At 68.6% G+C, this 16,521-nt stretch carries 15 protein-coding genes; 5 read left to right on the top strand and 10 right to left on the bottom strand.

The features are described from left to right. Positions 1-153 precede the first annotated feature (153 nt). From ACFRU2_RS14525 to ACFRU2_RS14510, 4 genes are all read right to left on the bottom strand, one after another. Positions 154-1,782: a cytochrome bc complex cytochrome b subunit gene (locus ACFRU2_RS14525; protein WP_382971858.1), complete on the bottom strand. Its 1,629-nt coding sequence runs from the start codon at positions 1,780-1,782 to the stop codon at positions 154-156. After that, positions 1,779-2,837 carry a Rieske 2Fe-2S domain-containing protein gene (locus ACFRU2_RS14520; RefSeq protein ID WP_382971856.1) on the bottom strand — a complete coding sequence of 353 codons (1,059 nt, stop codon included), beginning with the start codon at positions 2,835-2,837 and terminating at the stop codon, positions 1,779-1,781. Before ACFRU2_RS14520 ends, ACFRU2_RS14525 begins: the two co-directional genes overlap by 4 nt. Further along, complete coding sequence (locus ACFRU2_RS14515; RefSeq protein ID WP_382971854.1) at positions 2,834-3,643, bottom strand: c-type cytochrome; 810 nt, start codon at positions 3,641-3,643, stop codon at positions 2,834-2,836. The genes ACFRU2_RS14520 and ACFRU2_RS14515 overlap by 4 nt, the downstream gene beginning before the upstream one ends. Positions 3,644-3,720: 77 nt before the next feature. Then, positions 3,721-4,341 (bottom strand): heme-copper oxidase subunit III, encoded by a 621-nt coding sequence (locus tag ACFRU2_RS14510; protein ID WP_008738823.1) that lies wholly within the window; start codon positions 4,339-4,341, stop codon positions 3,721-3,723. Between the two features lie 212 nt (positions 4,342-4,553). On the opposite strand from ACFRU2_RS14510, the gene ACFRU2_RS14505 reads away from it, so the two are divergent. After that, entirely contained in the window at positions 4,554-4,955 is a 402-nt protein-coding gene (locus tag ACFRU2_RS14505; protein WP_382971852.1) for a hypothetical protein, read from the top strand. Between the two features lie 156 nt (positions 4,956-5,111). Here the strand turns inward: ACFRU2_RS14505 and ACFRU2_RS14500 are convergent, their stop codons facing one another. The 4 genes from ACFRU2_RS14500 to coxB form a co-directional block, all read right to left on the bottom strand. Beyond that, positions 5,112-6,359, bottom strand: coding sequence for an Ig-like domain-containing protein (locus ACFRU2_RS14500; protein ID WP_382971850.1), 1,248 nt, complete (start codon positions 6,357-6,359; stop codon positions 5,112-5,114). A gap of 138 nt (positions 6,360-6,497) precedes the next feature. Then, positions 6,498-6,896, bottom strand: coding sequence for a cytochrome c oxidase subunit 4 (locus ACFRU2_RS14495; protein ID WP_274552284.1), 399 nt, complete (start codon positions 6,894-6,896; stop codon positions 6,498-6,500). Continuing rightward, entirely contained in the window at positions 6,893-8,623 is a 1,731-nt protein-coding gene (gene ctaD, locus ACFRU2_RS14490; protein ID WP_274552283.1) for a cytochrome c oxidase subunit I, read from the bottom strand. Before ctaD ends, ACFRU2_RS14495 begins: the two co-directional genes overlap by 4 nt. After that, positions 8,620-9,594 (bottom strand): cytochrome c oxidase subunit II, encoded by a 975-nt coding sequence (coxB, locus tag ACFRU2_RS14485; RefSeq protein ID WP_274552282.1) that lies wholly within the window; start codon positions 9,592-9,594, stop codon positions 8,620-8,622. The genes ctaD and coxB overlap by 4 nt, the downstream gene beginning before the upstream one ends. A 303-nt stretch (positions 9,595-9,897) precedes the next feature. Between coxB and ACFRU2_RS14480 the strand changes: the two genes are divergently transcribed. Next, positions 9,898-11,277, top strand: coding sequence for a cysteine desulfurase/sulfurtransferase TusA family protein (locus tag ACFRU2_RS14480; RefSeq protein ID WP_382971847.1), 1,380 nt, complete (start codon positions 9,898-9,900; stop codon positions 11,275-11,277). A gap of 299 nt (positions 11,278-11,576) precedes the next feature. On the opposite strand, the gene ACFRU2_RS14475 is transcribed toward ACFRU2_RS14480, so the two are convergent. Then, the gene (locus ACFRU2_RS14475; protein ID WP_382971845.1) at positions 11,577-12,554 is read right to left on the bottom strand and encodes a carbohydrate kinase family protein; all 978 of its coding nucleotides are present in this window, start codon (positions 12,552-12,554) and stop codon (positions 11,577-11,579) included. A 132-nt stretch (positions 12,555-12,686) separates the two neighbouring features. Here ACFRU2_RS14475 and ACFRU2_RS14470 point away from each other — a divergent pair, with 132 nt between their 5' ends. Together ACFRU2_RS14470 and ACFRU2_RS14465 are read left to right on the top strand one after the other, a co-directional pair. Next, entirely contained in the window at positions 12,687-12,905 is a 219-nt protein-coding gene (locus ACFRU2_RS14470) for a hypothetical protein (protein WP_382971844.1), read from the top strand. A gap of 82 nt (positions 12,906-12,987) precedes the next feature. After that, positions 12,988-14,472, top strand: coding sequence for a hypothetical protein (locus ACFRU2_RS14465; RefSeq protein ID WP_382971842.1), 1,485 nt, complete (start codon positions 12,988-12,990; stop codon positions 14,470-14,472). A gap of 69 nt (positions 14,473-14,541) precedes the next feature. On the opposite strand, the gene erpA is transcribed toward ACFRU2_RS14465, so the two are convergent. Next, positions 14,542-14,898, bottom strand: a complete 357-nt coding sequence (gene erpA, locus ACFRU2_RS14460) for an iron-sulfur cluster insertion protein ErpA (RefSeq protein ID WP_136217385.1) — start codon at positions 14,896-14,898, stop codon at positions 14,542-14,544. A gap of 318 nt (positions 14,899-15,216) precedes the next feature. Here erpA and nadA point away from each other — a divergent pair, with 318 nt between their 5' ends. Beyond that, positions 15,217-16,419 (top strand): quinolinate synthase NadA, encoded by a 1,203-nt coding sequence (gene nadA, locus ACFRU2_RS14455; RefSeq protein ID WP_274552277.1) that lies wholly within the window; start codon positions 15,217-15,219, stop codon positions 16,417-16,419. Positions 16,420-16,521: the final 102 nt, after the last annotated feature.

Genomic DNA, 16,521 nt, shown 5'->3' with positions numbered 1-16,521 from the left:
CAGCCCCGGGGACGGCAAAGAGCCCCGTCCAGACACTGGACGGGGCTCTCGCCGTGGCGACACCAGGACTGACCGAAATCAGTCCCTCAAGCAGTCATGCGTGGTGCGTACTGCGTGAAGCGTGTGATGCGTGTGAAGCCGTGATGCGGGAGATCAGTGGTGGCCGTGGCCGCTCTGGATCTCCTTGTACTCCTCGACCGTGGGCTTCGGGATCTGGTTGTTCTCCGCGTAGTAGCCCTTGCTGAGCTTGACGCGGAGCTTCTCCAGCGGGTTCACCTTGCGCACGACACCGTTCTCGTCGACCGTGGGGCCGATCTCGGCGGGCTTGTACTGGTCGTACGAGGTGAGCGTGTGCAGCTTGCCCTGCGAGAGCGGCTCGTGGACCTCCACGAACTCACCGTGCGGCAGGCGCTTGATGATGCCGGTCTCTCGACCGTGCAGCACCTTGTCCCGGTCCCGGCGCTGGAGGCCGAGGCAGATCCGCTTGGTGATGATGAAGGCGATGACCGGGCCGACGAAGAACCCGATGCGCGCGAACCAGGTGATCGAGTTGATCGACAGGTGGAAGTACTGCGCGAACATGTCGTTTCCACCGGCGATCAGCAGGATGACGTACCACGTCAGCCATGCCACGCCGAAGCCCGTACGGGTCGGAGCGTTGCGCGGGCGGTCCAGGATGTGGTGCTCGCGCTTGTCCCCGGTGACCCAGGACTCGATGAACGGGTAGACCGCGATCACGACCAGCACCAGCGGGAAGATGACCAGCGGGATGAACACGCCCAGGACGAGGGTGTGGCCCCACAGGTTGATCTCCCAGCCGGGCATGGCACGGATCAGGCCCTCGGAGAAGCCCATGTACCAGTCGGGCTGCGCACCGGTGGACACGTGGTCCGGACGGTACGGGCCGAGCGCCCAGATCGGGTTGATCGAGGCGATGCCCGCGATCAGCGCGATGACGCCGAAGACCAGGAAGAAGAAGCCTCCGGCCTTGGCCATGTAGACCGGGAGCAGCGGCATGCCGACGACGTTCTTCTCGGTCTTGCCGGGGCCCGCGAACTGGGTGTGCTTGTGGTAGAAGACCAGGATCAGGTGGGCCACCAGCAGGCCCATCATGATGCCGGGCAGCAGCAGGATGTGGACCGAGTAGAACCGGGCCACGAACTCGCCGCCGGGGAACTCTCCGCCGAAGAGGAAGAACGACAGGTACGTGCCCACGATCGGCACGGAGAGCATGGCGCCCTCCATGAAGCGGACACCGGTGCCCGAGAGCAGGTCGTCCGGCAGGGAGTAACCGGTGAAACCGGTGAACATGCCGAGGACCAGCAGCAGGAAGCCGAAGACCCAGTTGACCTCGCGCGGCTTGCGGAAGGCGCCGGTGAAGAAGACGCGCATCATGTGCACGAGCATCGCGGCGATGAAGATCAGCGCCGACCAGTGGTGGATCTGCCGGATGAGCAGACCGCCACGGACGTCGAAGCTGATTTCCAGGGTCGACTTGAAGGCCTCCGACATCGCCACACCCTGCATGGGGATGTAGGAACCGTCGTAGTGCACTTCGTTCATGCTCGGGTGGAAGAACAGCGTCAGGTACACACCCGTGAGGATGAGGATGATGAAGCTGTAGAGGCAGATCTCGCCCAGCATGAAGGACCAGTGGTCCGGGAAGATCTTGCGCATGTTGGCCTTGGCGAGGCTGTAGATGCCCAGCCGGCCGTCGGCCCAGTCGGCTACGCGCTCGCCGGCCGGAGCCTTGCGCTCTTTGGTGTCAGTGGCAGTGCTCATCCGCGCTCCCAGAAAGAGGGACCGACGGGCTCTTCGAAGTCGCCGAGCGCCTCGAGGAAACCTTCGTCATTGACGCCGATCCGCAGCTGCGGGAGCGCGTGACCAGCCGGGCCGAAGATGACTCGGGCGCCGTCGGAGAGGTCGAAGGTGGACTGGTGGCACGGGCAGAGCACGTGGTGCGACTGCTGCTCGTACAGGCTGATCGGGCAGCCGACGTGGGTGCAGATCTTGGAGTAGGCCACGATCCCGTCGTGGGACCACTCCAGTTCCTTCTTGTCCTTGATGTTCTCCGGCTGGATGCGGACGATCATCAGGGCGGCCTTGGCGATCTGCGTCTGGAAGTCGTGCGCGTCCTCCTCCAGGCCTTCCGGCATGGCGAAGGTCAGCGAACCGACGCCGATGTCCTCCGGGCGGAGCGGCTCCATCGTGTTCTGGTTGATGAGCATCTTGCCCTTCGCCCAGATGGTCTTGCGCAGCTTGTCCTCGGGCAGCGGGCCCAGGTCGCGCAGGATCACGACGGCGGAGAGCGGCAGCAGGGCCAGCGCACCGAGCATCGTGTTGCGGATCAGCGGGCGGCGGCCGATGGCCGACTCGCGCGCGCCGTCCGCGAAGTCCTGCATGACCTGCGCCTTGACCTCGGGCGGGGCCGCGATCTCGTGGCGCTCGGCGGCGACCTCCACGTCGGACATCAGGGTGCGGGCCCAGTGGACCGCGCCCGCGCCGATGCAGAAGAGGGCCGCGCCGAGGCTCACGCCGAGGGCGAAGTTGAGCGCGCTCACCTTCCCGATGGGGAAGATGTAGACGATCTTGTCGACCGGCAGGATCACGAACGAGGCGATGAAGGCGACCGTGGCCAGCATCGACAGGGTGAACAGCAGGGCCACCGTGCGCTCGGAGCGCTTCGCGGCCCGCTCGTCGATGTCCTGGATCCGAGGCCGGTGAACCGGCAGACCGGGGTCGGCGAACGGGTCGTCCGCCACTGCCACGGCACCGTGGTGCGCGTCGCCCTGCTCGCTCGGCAGGTGCTTCTCTTCGGGAATGTCTTGGCTACTCATGACTTCTTGGCCTTAGCGGTGTGGGCCGCAACCCAGACGGCGACAGCGATCAGCGCACCCAGTCCGAAGACCCAGCCGAAGAGACCCTCGGAGACGGGGCCGAGGCCACCGAGCTTGAGGCCACCGGGGTTGGTCGACTTCTCGCCGTTTACGTGCTGGAGGTACGCGATGATGTCCTTCTTCTGCTTCTCCGGCATGGTGCTGTCGGGGAAGGAGGGCATGTTCTGCGGGCCGGTGAGCATGGCCTCGTAGACGTGCTTCGGCTCGACGCCCTCAAGGTTGGGGGCGTACTTGCCGTTCGTCAGGGCGCCGCCCTCGCCGGTGAAGTTGTGGCACTGCGCGCAGTTGTTGCGGAACAGCTCGCCACCCTTCGCGATGTCGGCACCCGCCGGGTCGTACTGCTTCTCGGTCGGCGTGATCGGGCCGGCTCCGAGGGAGGCGATGTACGCGGCGAGCTGGTCGGCCTGCGCCTGGGTGTAGATGACGGGCTTCTTCGGCACCTGGGCGCCGGGCTGCTGGGCGGGCATACGGCCCGTCATCACCTGGAAGTCGACGGCAGCGGAGCCGACGCCTACCAGGCTGGGGCCGTCAGAGGAACCCTGACCGCCGGTTCCGTGGCAGCTTGCGCAGCCGACGGCGTAGAGCTTCTGGCCCTCCTCGATGGCGAGGGACTGGACGGTTTCGTCGGCCTTCGCATTGCCCGCGGGCGCGAAGGCGCTGTATAGCCCCCCGGTAACCGCCAGCGCGAAGAGTAGAACGACGACCGCCGCCAGCGGATGGCGTCGTCGTGCGGAGAGCTTTTTCACGGATTACCCCGGTGTCAGGATCTTCTGCGTCGGTGTGTCTGGATGGAGTGCCGGGCACGGGCCCGGCGACGTGTTCGCTACTTGATCAGGTAGATCGTTGCGAAGAGGCCGATCCAGACGACATCGACGAAGTGCCAGTAGTAGGACACGACGATGGCCGACGTGGCCTGTTCGTGGGTGAACCTCTTGGCCGCGTACGTCCGGCCGAGGACCAGCAGGAAGGCGATGAGACCGCCCGTCACGTGCAGACCGTGGAAGCCGGTGGTCAGGTAGAAGACCGAGCCGTACGGACCGGACGAGAGGCTCATGCCCTCGTGCTTGACCAGCTCGGTGTACTCGAACACCTGGCCGCCAATGAAGATCGCACCCATGACGAACGTGATGATGAACCACGTCCTGAGCTTCTTCACGTCACCGCGCTCGGCGGCGAATACGCCGAGCTGGCAGGTGAGCGAGGAAAGCACCAGGATCGTCGTGTTCGTCGCCGAGAAGGGCAGATTCAAGGCCGAAGCCTGCTCTGTCCAGTACTCGGCGCCTGTCACTGATCGCAGGGTGAAGTACATCGCGAAGAGGGCCGCGAAGAACATCAGCTCGGAACTCAACCAGATGATGGTTCCCACGCTGACGAGGTTCGGCCTGTTGACCGTCGGGTGCGCGTGCCCGGTATCTACTGTCGTTGCTGTCGCCACGACCGACATTATGTCGGTCCCTTATCCCGCCCTCACCCCGGGGGGTGCCGTTCGGAGTGTCAGGGGCGTGTGCAAGGCCCGAACGGCCCATCAGATCGCCCTTCGGACGCCCGCCCACCTTCCCTCGGGCGAGGCTGTGCGAACCGATGTTGACACCGGGTCGGACGGAGTAGCATCCCGCGCAACATCAACGTGATTCACGGGACACGTGGAGGAACGAAATGCGGGCGACTGCGCGGGTTCTGGTCTACAGCGACGACGCGGGCACCCGGGAGCAGGTGCGGCTGGCGGCCGGGCGCAGGCCGGCCGCCGACCTGCCGCCGGTGGAGTTCCTGGAGTGCGCCACGCTGCCGGCCGTCCTGAAGGAACTGGACGCGGGCGGCATCGACGTCTGCGTGTTGGACGGCGAGGCGGTTCCGGCCGGGGGCATGGGGGTGTGCCGGCAGATCAAGGACGAGATCTTCCGGTGCCCGCCCGTACTGCTCCTGATGGGGCGTCCGCAGGACGCCTGGCTGGCCACCTGGAGCCGCGCGGACGCCGCCGTCACCCTTCCGGTTGATCCGGTGGACTTCGCGCAGGCCCTGGCGGGTCTGCTGCGCGCACGGCTCTCCCCGGCGGCGTAACGGGGGCTGTGCGCCCCGCACAGCGCCTTACCGGCGCATACCGGGGCACGGGTGCCCGTACGGTCCGTACGGGCACCCGTGCCCCGGTTGTGGCCTCTCCGGGCCCTCGCGCCTCTTCCGGCGCTTCCGGCTCTCCCGGCGCCCCTGGCCCGGTGGTTACACCTGCGGGCGCAGGCGGGCCTGGTCGACGGGGCTGCGGCCCTCCTGGGTGCCCTTGAGGAGGGCGCTGCCCTCGCGCCAGTCCTTCCAGTCCATGTTCCAGTCGCCGTAGCCGTTGCCGAAGGTGTCCATGTCGTCGCCGATGCTGTTGATGACGCGGACGATGTCGCCTTCGGTGATGTTCTCGTAGAACCAGGCGGCGTTGCCGGTGCTCATGCCGGTGCAGCCGTGGCTGACGTTCTCGTAGCCCTGGGAGCCGACGGACCACGGCGCGGCGTGGACGTATTCACCGCTCCAGGTGACGCGGGTCGCGTAGTAGACGGGCAGGTTGTAGTACTCGCTGCCGCCGATGCCCACGGTGTCTCCGCGCATCTGGACGTAGTACTGCTTGCCGAGGACCACCTTGACGCCGTTGCGGGTGGAGAAGCCCGGCTTTCCGGTGGTCACCGGGATGGAATTGATCACTTCCCCGTTGCGCTTGAACGTGAGCCAGTGCGAGGAGGCGTCCGTGGTGACCTCGACGCGGTCGCCGATCTCCAGCTTCAGCGGCTTGGAGGCGGCTCCGTGCAGGTCGTCGGAGATCTTGATGCCCTCCAGGTTGCTCCGGACGGACACGGTGGTGTTGGCGGGCCAGTACTCCTTGGGCCGGTAGTGGAGCTTCTTGTCGTCCACCCAGTGCCAGGCGCCCACGGCCTCCGGCGGGGCGTCGACGACCAGGCCCCGCTCGATGACGGCGCGGGCGGCCTTGTCCTTCACGGGTTCGTTGAGTTCGGCCGTGAGGGGCTGTCCGACGCCGTACTTGCCCTCGTCCGGGCCGAATTCGACCTTGAGGACCTTCTGGGCCGGGGTGGTGTCGAAGGTGAGCGTGCGCTGCCCGGGGGCGCCCCGCTCGTCCTCGGTGCTCACGAGGACGGTGTAGCGGACGCCGGCGGCCATCGGGACGGTGCTGTGCCAGCGGTCGCCGGAGGCGGACAACTCGCCCGCCAGGCGGCGTCCGTGGGTGTCCACGGCGCTCACGTCGGTGATCCGGCCGTCGCCGCTCTTGGCGGTGACCTCCAGGGGCCGGTCCGGGTCGACCGGGCGGCTGCCGGTGGGGTGGTTGAGGGCGACTTGGTCGCCCGCGTCGTAGGGGCGGGCGGACAGCGGGTTGTCGTCGCCCGACCCGCATGCGGTGGCGCCTGCCCCGAGGGACGCGACCAGCAGGGAGCAGCCGATAACGGTCCAAAGACGCGGTGACTGGTTCATGGAGCCAACGCTATGAAGATATGACAATTACGGCGCGCGGGGTGACTGCAAACGAGGGGCCCGGACTCCTCCATTGGAGGTGTCCGGGCCCCTGGTCTCACGCGGTGGCCGCCACCGTGGGTGGCAGCGCGGGTGCGGCTACTGGTTCTGGTTCTCGCCGCGGTAGTACTCGTACACCCAGCCCCACAGACCGATCAGGATCAGCGGCGCCGAGAAGTACATCAGCCACCAGCCGAAGATGACGCCCATGAAGGCGAAGGCGCCACCGATGGCCAGCGAGAGCGGCTGCCAGCTGTGCGGGGAGAAGAACCCCAGCTCGCCCGCCTCGTCGGCGACGTCGGCCTCCAGGTTGTCCTGGGCCATCTGGTCGACGCGCGCGGCCGTGAAGGCCAGGTAGTAGCCGATCATGGCGCTCAGGCCGAAGGCCAGTGCGAGCGCGGTGGTGCCGACCGGCTCCTTCGACCACACGCCGTACACGACGGTCATGATCAGGATGAAGGCGGCGAGCCACAGGAACATCCTGCCCTGGATCTTCACTTGCCGGCCTCCTTGCCACCAGCGACGGCCTTGGCGGCCACGGAGTGGTCCTCAAGGTGGTCGAGGGCCGCGATCTCGGGGTGGTGCAGATCGAATGCCGGGGATTCGGACCGGATCCTCGGCAGGGTGAGGAAGTTGTGCCGCGGCGGCGGGCAAGACGTCGCCCATTCGAGCGAACGGCCGTAGCCCCACGGGTCGTCGACCTCGACCTTCTTCCCGTACTTCGCCGTCTTCCAGACGTTGTACATGAAGGGGAGCATCGACAGGCCCAGCAGGAACGAGCTGATCGTCGAGATCGTGTTCAGCAGCGTGAATCCGTCCGCCGCGAGGTAGTCCGCGTAACGACGCGGCATGCCCTCGGCGCCCAGCCAGTGCTGCACCAGGAAGGTGCCGTGGAAGCCGATGAACAGCGTCCAGAAGGTGATCTTGCCGAGGCGCTCGTCCAGCATCTTGCCCGTGAACTTCGGCCACCAGAAGTGGAAGCCCGCGAACATCGCGAAGACCACGGTGCCGAAGACGACGTAGTGGAAGTGCGCGACGACGAAGTACGAGTCGGAGACGTGGAAGTCCATCGGGGGCGAAGCCAGGATGACGCCGGTCAGGCCACCGAAGGTGAAGGTGACCAGGAAGCCGATCGTCCAGAGCATCGGGGTCTCGAAGGACAGTGAGCCCTTCCACATGGTGCCGATCCAGTTGAAGAACTTCACACCGGTCGGAACCGCGATGAGGAACGTCATGAAGGAGAAGAACGGCAGCAGCACACCGCCGGTGACGTACATGTGGTGGGCCCACACGGTCACCGAAAGGCCGGCGATCGAGATCGTCGCGGCGATCAGGCCGATGTAACCGAACATCGGCTTGCGCGAGAAGACCGGAATGATCTCGGAAACGATTCCGAAGAACGGCAGCGCAATGATGTACACCTCTGGGTGTCCGAAGAACCAGAAGAGGTGTTGCCATAGCAGCGCGCCGCCGTTCGCGGCGTCGAAGACGTGCGAACCGAACTTGCGGTCGGCCTCCAGCGCGAAGAGCGCGGCGGCCAGGACCGGGAAGGCGAGCAGGACCAGAACACCGGTCAGCAGCACGTTCCAGGTGAAGATCGGCATGCGGAACATCGTCATGCCGGGGGCGCGCATGCAGATGATCGTGGTGATGAAGTTGACCGAACCGAGGATCGTGCCGAAGCCCGAGAAGGCCAGACCCATGATCCACATGTCGGCGCCGATGCCCGGCGAGCGGACGGCGTCCGACAGCGGGGAGTAGGCGAACCAGCCGAAGTCGGCGGCACCCGAGGGGGTGACGAAGCCGGCCACCGCGATGGTCGAACCGAAGAGGTACAGCCAGTACGCGAACATGTTCAGCCGCGGGAACGCCACGTCGGGCGCGCCGATCTGCAGCGGCATGATCCAGTTCGCGAAGCCCGCGAACAGCGGGGTGGCGAACATCAGCAGCATGATCGTGCCATGCATGGTGAACGCCTGGTTGAACTGCTCGTTCGACATGATCTGCGTACCCGGACGGGCCAGCTCGGCGCGCATGAAGAGCGCGAGGAGGCCGCCGATGAGGAAGAACACGAACGACGTGAGCAGGTACATCGTGCCGATGGTCTTGTGGTCGGTAGTGGTAAGCCACTTCACGACGACATTGCCCGGCTGCTTGCTCCGTACCGGCAACTCGTTCTCGTACGAGTCGGCCTCGGCACCCTGAGGCTGGTTGAGGATGCTCACAGTTTGTTCACCTCAGCATTGCGGGCCGGGTCGGTCTGCTGGATGCCGGCGGGGAGGAAGCCGGTCTGACCCTTCTCCGCGAGCTCCTTCAGGTGCGCCTTGTACGCCTCCGGGGAGACGACCTTGACGTTGAAGAGCATGCGGGAGTGGTCGACACCGCAGAGCTCGGCGCACTTGCCCATGAAGACGCCCTCTTCGGTCGGGGTGACCTCGAAGACATTGGTGTGCCCCGGAATGACGTCCTGCTTGAACAGGAAGGGGACCACCCAGAAGGAGTGGATGACGTCGTTCGACGACAGGATGAAGCGGACCTTCTCACCCTTCGGCAGCCAGAGCGTCGGGCCCGGGTTGCCGGTCTCCGCGTTCCGGTCGCTCGGGACGCCCTTGGTGTAGACGCCTTCGGCGCCCGCCGGGAAGTCCTTGGTGTAGCGGTCCGGGATCGTGGCGAGTTCCTTGGGAACCTCGCCCGCCTTCGGAGTCGCCGCATCGCCGTCGACGTTCTCGACGTAGTTGAAGCCCCAGCTCCACTGGAAGCCGATCACGTTGATCGTGTGCGCCGGCTTGGCGGAGAGGGAGAGCAGCTTCGACTCGTCGCGCGCGGTGAAGTAGAAGAGCACCGAGACGATGATGAGCGGGACCACGGTGTACAGCGCCTCGATGGGCATGTTGTACCGGGTCTGCGGGGGAACCTCGACCTTGGTCCGGCTACGCCGGTGGAAGATGACGCTCCACATGATCAGGCCCCACACGAGGATGCCGGTGATCAGAGCGGCCGCCCAGGACCCCTGCCACAGGGAGAGGATGCGAGGCGCCTCTTCAGTGACCGGGGTGGGCAATCCGAGGCGGGGGAAGTCTTTCCATGTATACGAGCAACCAGTGGCGGTCGCCAGGACCACGCCCGCAGTCAGCGCCTGCAGCAGCTTCCGCCGCATCGGGCGCCGCGGCGAGCGGTCGGAGCCGTAGGGACTCACGTAGCGCCTTCCCGAGAGTCTCGGCCCGCGCGGCCGGCCGCGGCCGCATTCGGGTCGGTCGCCGGCCCTGACGCAGGCAGGGGTTTGGATGTTTATGCGGACCAAACCCTACTGGACGCTATTTGGGGTCGCGCGGGGAGGGTGCCCAACGCGCCGTTACTGACCCCGAAGGGATGGATCCGCCGTACGGGGGACGGCCCAACGGGCCCCGAATGGCGGGGTCCCGGCGGCATCTGACGGCAGTTCGACGACAGGCCCCAAGCCGGTCGCGGCGTCGGCGTGGCGGCCGGTTAGCGTGACCGGATGCCGTACTTCGACACCGCGTCCGCCGCCCCGCTGCACCCCGTGGCCCGGCAGGCGCTCCAGGCCTCCCTTGACGAAGGCTGGGCCGACCCGGCCCGGCTGTACCGCGAAGGGCGCCGGGCCCGGTTGCTGCTGGACGCGGCGCGGGAGGCGGCGGCGGAGGCGGTGGGCTGCCGCCCCGACGAGCTCGTGTTCACTCCTTCGGGGACGCACGCGGTTCACTCGGGCATGGCCGGGGTCCTGGCGGGGCGTCGGCGCGTCGGCGGGCATCTGGTCGTATCGGCGGTGGAACACAGTTCCGTATTGCATGCGGCGGAGGTCCACGCGGCGGGCGGCGGGCGGGTGGAGGAGGTCCCGGTGGACCGGTTCGGCCGCGTCTCCCCCTCCTCCTACGGGGAACTCCTGGGGCCCTCCACCGCGCTGGCCTGTCTCCAGTCGGCCAATCACGAGGTGGGCACCGTCCAGCCCGTGGCGGAGGTCTCCGACGTGTGCGCCGCCGCCGGGGTGCCGTTGCTGGTGGACGCCGCGCAGTCGCTGGGCTGGGGGCCCGTCGCCGGGAACTGGTCCGTGCTGTGCGCGAGCGCCCACAAATGGGGCGGCCCGGCCGGGGTCGGGCTGCTGGCGGTCCGCAAGGGAGTGCGCTTCGCTCCCCAAGGCCCCGCCGACGAAAGGGAGTCGGGGCGCTCCCCCGGCTTCGTCAACCTCCCGGCGGTCGTCGCCGCGGCGGCTTCCCTGCGGGCCGTGCGTGCCGAGGCGGAGGCGGAGTCGGCGCGCCTGCGGATCCTGGTGGACCGGCTGCGGCGGCGGGTGGCCCGTCTGGTGCCGGACGTGGAGGTGGTGGGCCATCCCGACCTCCGGCTCCCGCACCTGGTCACCTTCTCCTGCCTGTACGTGGACGGGGAGACCCTGCTCCACGGGCTGGACCGGGCCGGCTACTCCGTCTCCTCCGGCTCCTCGTGCACCAGCTCGACACTGACGCCGTCCCATGTCCTGCGGGCCATGGGGGTGCTGTCGGAGGGAAACGTACGGGTGTCCCTGCCCGCCGGTACGACGGCGGCGGAGGTCAACGGCTTCCTGGAGGTCCTGCCGGGGCTGGTGGCGGGGGTGCGCGAGCAACTCGGCGTCACCGAGACCGCGTTGTCCGATCCTGACGCGGAGTCCCTGGAGCTGGACGCGCTCGGGCTGCGGTGTCCGCAGCCGGTGATCGAGCTGGCGCGGGCCATCGGCCGGGTTCCGGTGGGCGGCACGGTGACCGTCCTGTCGGACGACGAGGTCGCGCGGCTGGACATTCCGGCGTGGTGCGCGATGCGGGGGCAGACCTACGTGGGCGAAGCCCCGCGTCCCCTCGGTACTGCGTACACGGTCCGCCGGGCGCTCTGACCCGGCGGGGCCGGCCTGCGGCGGCGGGGAGCTGCCCTGCGGGGCTGTCCCCTACCCGCCCTTCCACCGTTCCCCGGGCTCCGCCCGGACCCGGTCCTCAAACGCCGGACGGGCTGAAATTGCCCTACGGGCAATCCAGCGCCGCCGGGCGAAATCCAGCCTCGTCGGCGTTTGAGGCGCGGGGTCTGGGGCGGAGCCCCAAGGGGTCCGGGGCACAGCCCCGGGGAACGGGCGAAGGGCGGGTAGGGGACTCCGCCCCGCAGGGCCGGCCACCCGCACCCGTCCACCGGGCCGAGGGGCTACGCCGGGAGGTGGGACTGGACTTCTGCCGCCGCCTCGTCGCCGTAGGCCTTCGTGAAGCGCTCCATGAAGTGGGCGCGGGCCAGGGTGTACTCCTGGGTGCCGAGGGTCTCGATGACGAGCGTGGCCAGCATGCAGCCGACCTGCGCGGCCCGCTCCAGGCCGACGCCCCAGCCCAGGCCGGTCAGGAACCCCGCGCGGAACGCGTCGCCGACGCCCGTCGGGTCGACCTTCGCGTTCTCCTCCGGGCAGCCGACCACGATCGGGTCGTGGCCGAGCCGCTCGATGCGGACGCCGTTCGAGCCGAGCGTGGTGACCCGGGTGCCGACCTTCGCCAGGATCTCCGCGTCGGTCCAGCCCGACTTCGCCTCGATGAGGCCCTTCTCGTACTCGTTCGAGAAGAGGTACGTCGCACCCTCCATCAGGGTGCGGATGTTGTCGCCGTCCATCCGGGCGATCTGCTGCGAGAAGTCCGCCGCGAAGGGGATCTCCCGCGTCCGGCACTCCTCCGTGTGGCGCAGCATCGCCTCGGGGTCGTCCGCGCCGATCAGGACGAGGTCCAGGCCGCCGACCCGGTCCGCGACCGACTTCAGCTCGATCAGCCGGGCCTCGCTCATCGCGCCCGTGTAGAAGGAGCCGATCTGGTTGTGGTCCGAGTCCGTCGTGCAGACGAAGCGCGCGGTGTGCAGGACCTCGGAGATCCGCACGGACTGGGTGTCGACGCCGTTCCGGTCGAGCCAGGCGCGGTACTCGTCGAAGTCGGAGCCTGCGGCTCCGACGAGGATCGGCCGGGCACCGAGCTGCCCCATGCCGAAGCAGATGTTCGGGCCGACGCCGCCGCGCCGCACGTCGAGGTTGTCGACGAGGAAGGAGAGGGAGACCGTGTGCAGCTGGTCCGCGACCAACTGGTCGGCGAAGCGGCCGGGGAAGGTCATGAGGTGGTCGGTGGCGATGGAGCCGGTGACTGCGATACGCACGGCGTGGACGCTCCTGCGAGGGAAGGCAAGGGGACAGTCAAAACTACCCGCTCGGCAGCCCGGAGGCCGACCGGCAGAAACTACCCCGTAGTAGCTCTTTCTTCCCTCGCGGTGCCGTGCCTACCGTGCCCCATGACCTACACCGATGGCTTCGGGCACGTCCAGACCTCCGGGAACGCGGCGGGCACCGAGTTCGAACAGCTGCTGGGCGACTGCGCACGGATGGCCCCGCATTGGCCGGTTCCCGCGGATCTGCGTCCGGATCGGGTGGCTCCCTCGCAGATCATCGGGATCCGCGTCCCGGCCGCCTCGGCCCGTCTCATCGCCTCCACGGCGGTCTACGGCTACTAGGCCGGGCCCGGACGGAACCGGATCCGCGTCTGTTCCGTCACACCCGCATCACCCCCTGCGGGACGGGCAAAGGAGCGATGCGGTGACCAGCGAACATCCCGATCCATTGGAAGCATCCGATGCATCCGGCACCCCCGGTGCGTCACGTGCCGCACGACGGCGGCCGGCCTGGGTCGTCGGTTCGATCGCGGCCGCCGTCCTGCTCACCGCCGGCGGCACCGCGTACGTGGCCTCCACCGCCCGCGGCGAGGAGCGTACGGGCGACAGCGCGGCCTCCGCGCCCCGCGCGGCGGTCACTCCGCCCGGGCCCGGCATCGCCCCCGGCGAGCCCGACCCGTCCGGCGGCGGGGTCACGTACACGGCCGACGTCCCGCTTCCGGAGGGCCCGGCCACCGCGCCGGCCTTCGCGGTGAGCGGTGAGGTGACCTCCGCCGAGGTGGCCCGGCTCGCGACGGCGCTGGGGATCTCCGGCGCGCCCCGGCTCGCCGGGGAGACCTGGCAGGCCGGGGAGAGCGCGGACGGCTCGGGGCCCCGGCTCACGGTGAACCTGAAGGCACCCGGGACCTGGAACTTCTCCCGCTTCCAGGTCGGCGGCACCGGGGACGACTGCGTGCGCGGCAAGGACACCTGCGGCCCCGCCACCCTCCCCCAGGACCTGGGTCAGGAGCATGGCGGCACCGGCGGGACGCCCGTCTCCGAGGAGGCCGCCAAGGCCGCCGCCGCGCCCGTGCTGGCGGCCGTGGGGCAGGGCTCGGCCGCGCTCGACGCGCGGCTCGCGCAGGGCTCCGTACGCGTGGTGACGGCCGATCCGGTGATCGGCGGCCTGCCCACGCAGGGCTGGTCCACCCGGATCGGCGTCGGGGTGGACTCCCGGGTGGTGTCGGGCAGTGGCGAGCTGAAGGTTCCGGCGCGGGCCGCCGAGCAGCCGGTGATCGGCGCCGTCGACGCGCTGGCCCGGCTGAACGACAAGGCGCGGGGTTCCGGCGCCACGGACCCCGGCCCGAGCGGCTGCGCCACGAGCGTCCCGCTGACTCCGGACTCCCCCGACGGCGCCACGGACACGCTGCCGTGCAACCCGGACCCCCGGCCGATGAAGCCGACGCGGACCGAGTCGGTGCGGGGCGCCAAGCTCGGGCTGGTTCCGGGCACGGTCGACGGGGCCCGCGGCCTGGTGCCGGGCTGGCTGTTCGAGGTGGCCGGCAAGGGCGGCGGCCCGGGTCACACGGTGGTCCAGTCGGCGGCCCTGACCGAGGAGACTCCCCCGGTCGACCTGCCCACCCCGGTCGACCCGCCCGCGAAGGGACAGACCGTGCCCGGTTTCTCGTACGCCTCGGCCGACCGGACGCTGACCGTGAACTTCTGGGGCGGGGTGTGCAGCACGTACGCCCTGGAGGTCCGGGAGCAGCCCGAGTCGGTGATGGTGAAGATCACGGACACCCCGAACAAGCCGGGGCAGGCCTGCATCATGCTGGCGCAGGAGATGACGGTGACGGGCACGCTCCAGCAGCCGCTGGGCGACCGCAAGGTGATCGACGCGACCACGGGCAAGGCCGTCCCCCGCCAGTAGGCGCCGGGCCCCTCTCGTCTGCCCTACGGGCCCGGCCGGGCCGGCCGGGCCGTCAGGGCGATGCCTGGCTTAGCTGAAGGAGTCGCCGCAGGCGCAGGAGCCCGTGGCGTTCGGGTTGTCGATCGTGAAGCCCTGCTTCTCGATGGTGTCGACGAAGTCGATCGACGCGCCGTGCAGGTACGGGGAGCTCATCCGGTCGGTGACGACCTTCACACCGTCGAAGTCCTTCACGACGTCGCCGTCGAGGGAGCGCTCGTCGAAGAAGAGCTGGTAGCGCAGGCCGGAGCAGCCGCCGGGCTGGACGGCGACGCGCAGCGCCAGGTCATCGCGGCCTTCCTGCTCCAGGAGGGTCCTGACCTTCTCGGCGGCGGCGTCGGACAGGAGGATGCCGTCGCTCACGGTGGTCTTTTCGTCCTGTACGGACATCTGCATTCACTCCCGAAGTGGGCGGCTCCCCGCCGGGAGCGGGGAAACGTCGGACTCTTGCCGTCGGTGGCAACGAGCGGGACCGCGGATTCATTCCGGGACCCGACGCGTGTTTCAGAAATTCCATGCTCGCACACCGCCGCGCGGTGGTGTGTCCCCGCGAGGCGGCGACGCCGGGCGGGCGAATTCGTCACATCGACACTATCGGCATCGTCAAAGTGACGTGAAGCAGTTATGATAGATAGCGTCAAATAGACGAGAAGTCGAAGCTGCGGCTTCAGAGTGGCTTCAGAAGTCCCTTGTCGAAGAACAGAAAGGGTGCGTGTCGTGACCACCGCCCAGCCTTTGGACAACCAGCCCTTGGACGTCCAGCCGACGCCCCTTGCCTTGCTGCTGCTCGGCCGCGAAGCCGACCCCAAGAGCGAGCGCGGGGTGGAGTGCCCCGGCGACCTGCCCTCGCCGTCGGACCCGGACCTCGTGGCGCGCGCCCGCGCCGCCAAGGAGAAGCTCGGGGACAAGGTCTTCATCCTCGGCCACCACTACCAGCGTGACGAGGTCATCGAGTTCGCCGACGTCACCGGTGACTCCTTCAAGCTCGCCAAGGACGCGGCCGCCAAGCCGGAGGCCGAGTACATCGTCTTCTGCGGCGTCCACTTCATGGCCGAGTCCGCGGACATCCTCACCTCGGACGACCAGAAGGTGGTCCTGCCGGACCTGGCCGCGGGCTGCTCGATGGCCGACATGGCCACCGCCGAGCAGGTCGCGGAGTGCTGGGACGTGCTGACCGACGCCGGTATCGCCGGAGTCACGGTCCCCGTCTCGTACATGAACTCCTCGGCCGACATCAAGGCCTTCACCGGCAAGCACGGCGGCACGATCTGCACCTCGTCCAACGCCAAGAAGGCCCTGGAGTGGGCGTTCGAGCAGGGCGAGAAGATCCTCTTCCTCCCGGACCAGCACCTGGGCCGCAACACCGCCGTCCGCGACATGGGCATGTCCCTCGACGACTGCGTGCTGTACAACCCGCACAAGCCGAACGGCGGCCTGACCGTCGAGCAGCTGCGGAACGCCAAGATGATCCTGTGGCGCGGCCACTGCTCGGTGCACGGCCGCTTCTCGGTCGACTCGGTCAACGACGTGCGCGCCCGCATCCCCGGCGTGAACGTCCTGGTCCACCCGGAGTGCAAGCACGAGGTCGTGGCGGCCGCGGACTACGTCGGCTCCACCGAGTACATCATCAAGGCGCTGGAGGCGGCCCCGGCCGGCTCCAAGTGGGCCATCGGCACCGAGCTGAACCTCGTCCAGCGGCTGGCGAACCGATTCGCCGCGGAGGACAAGGAGGTCGTCTTCCTCGACAAGACGGTCTGCTTCTGCTCGACGATGAACCGCATCGACCTCCCCCACCTGGTGTGGACCCTGGAGTCCCTGGCCGAGGGCAACCTCGTCAACCAGATCCAGGTCGACAAGGAGACCGAGAGCTTCGCCAAGCTCGCCCTGGAGCGGATGCTCGCGCTTCCGTAGCCCGTTCCGGCGGTCCGCCGGCACAGACCGAAGGGCCGCCCCTCCTGCGAGGGGCGGCCCTTCGGCGTGTGCGGGCGTACGGACGCCCGCACACGGACAGTG

Source organism: Streptomyces sp. NPDC056883 (assembly GCF_042788835.1).
In the GTDB taxonomy this organism is placed as follows: Bacteria; Actinomycetota; Actinomycetes; order Streptomycetales; family Streptomycetaceae; genus Streptomyces; species Streptomyces stoeckheimensis.
The sequence above is the reverse complement of the archived record's forward strand: the minus strand, read 5'-3'. Positions and strand labels throughout refer to the sequence as shown.

Coding starts and splice junctions, on each gene's coding strand:
- ACFRU2_RS14525 (WP_382971858.1), bottom strand. CDS start 1,782: ATGAGCACTGCCACTGACACCAAAGAGCGCAAGGCTCCGGCCGGCGAG.
- ACFRU2_RS14520 (WP_382971856.1), bottom strand. CDS start 2,837: ATGAGTAGCCAAGACATTCCCGAAGAGAAGCACCTGCCGAGCGAGCAG.
- ACFRU2_RS14510 (WP_008738823.1), bottom strand. CDS start 4,341: ATGTCGGTCGTGGCGACAGCAACGACAGTAGATACCGGGCACGCGCAC.
- ACFRU2_RS14505 (WP_382971852.1), top strand. CDS start 4,554: ATGCGGGCGACTGCGCGGGTTCTGGTCTACAGCGACGACGCGGGCACC.
- ACFRU2_RS14500 (WP_382971850.1), bottom strand. CDS start 6,359: ATGAACCAGTCACCGCGTCTTTGGACCGTTATCGGCTGCTCCCTGCTG.
- ACFRU2_RS14480 (WP_382971847.1), top strand. CDS start 9,898: ATGCCGTACTTCGACACCGCGTCCGCCGCCCCGCTGCACCCCGTGGCC.
- ACFRU2_RS14470 (WP_382971844.1), top strand. CDS start 12,687: ATGACCTACACCGATGGCTTCGGGCACGTCCAGACCTCCGGGAACGCG.
- erpA (WP_136217385.1), bottom strand. CDS start 14,898: ATGTCCGTACAGGACGAAAAGACCACCGTGAGCGACGGCATCCTCCTG.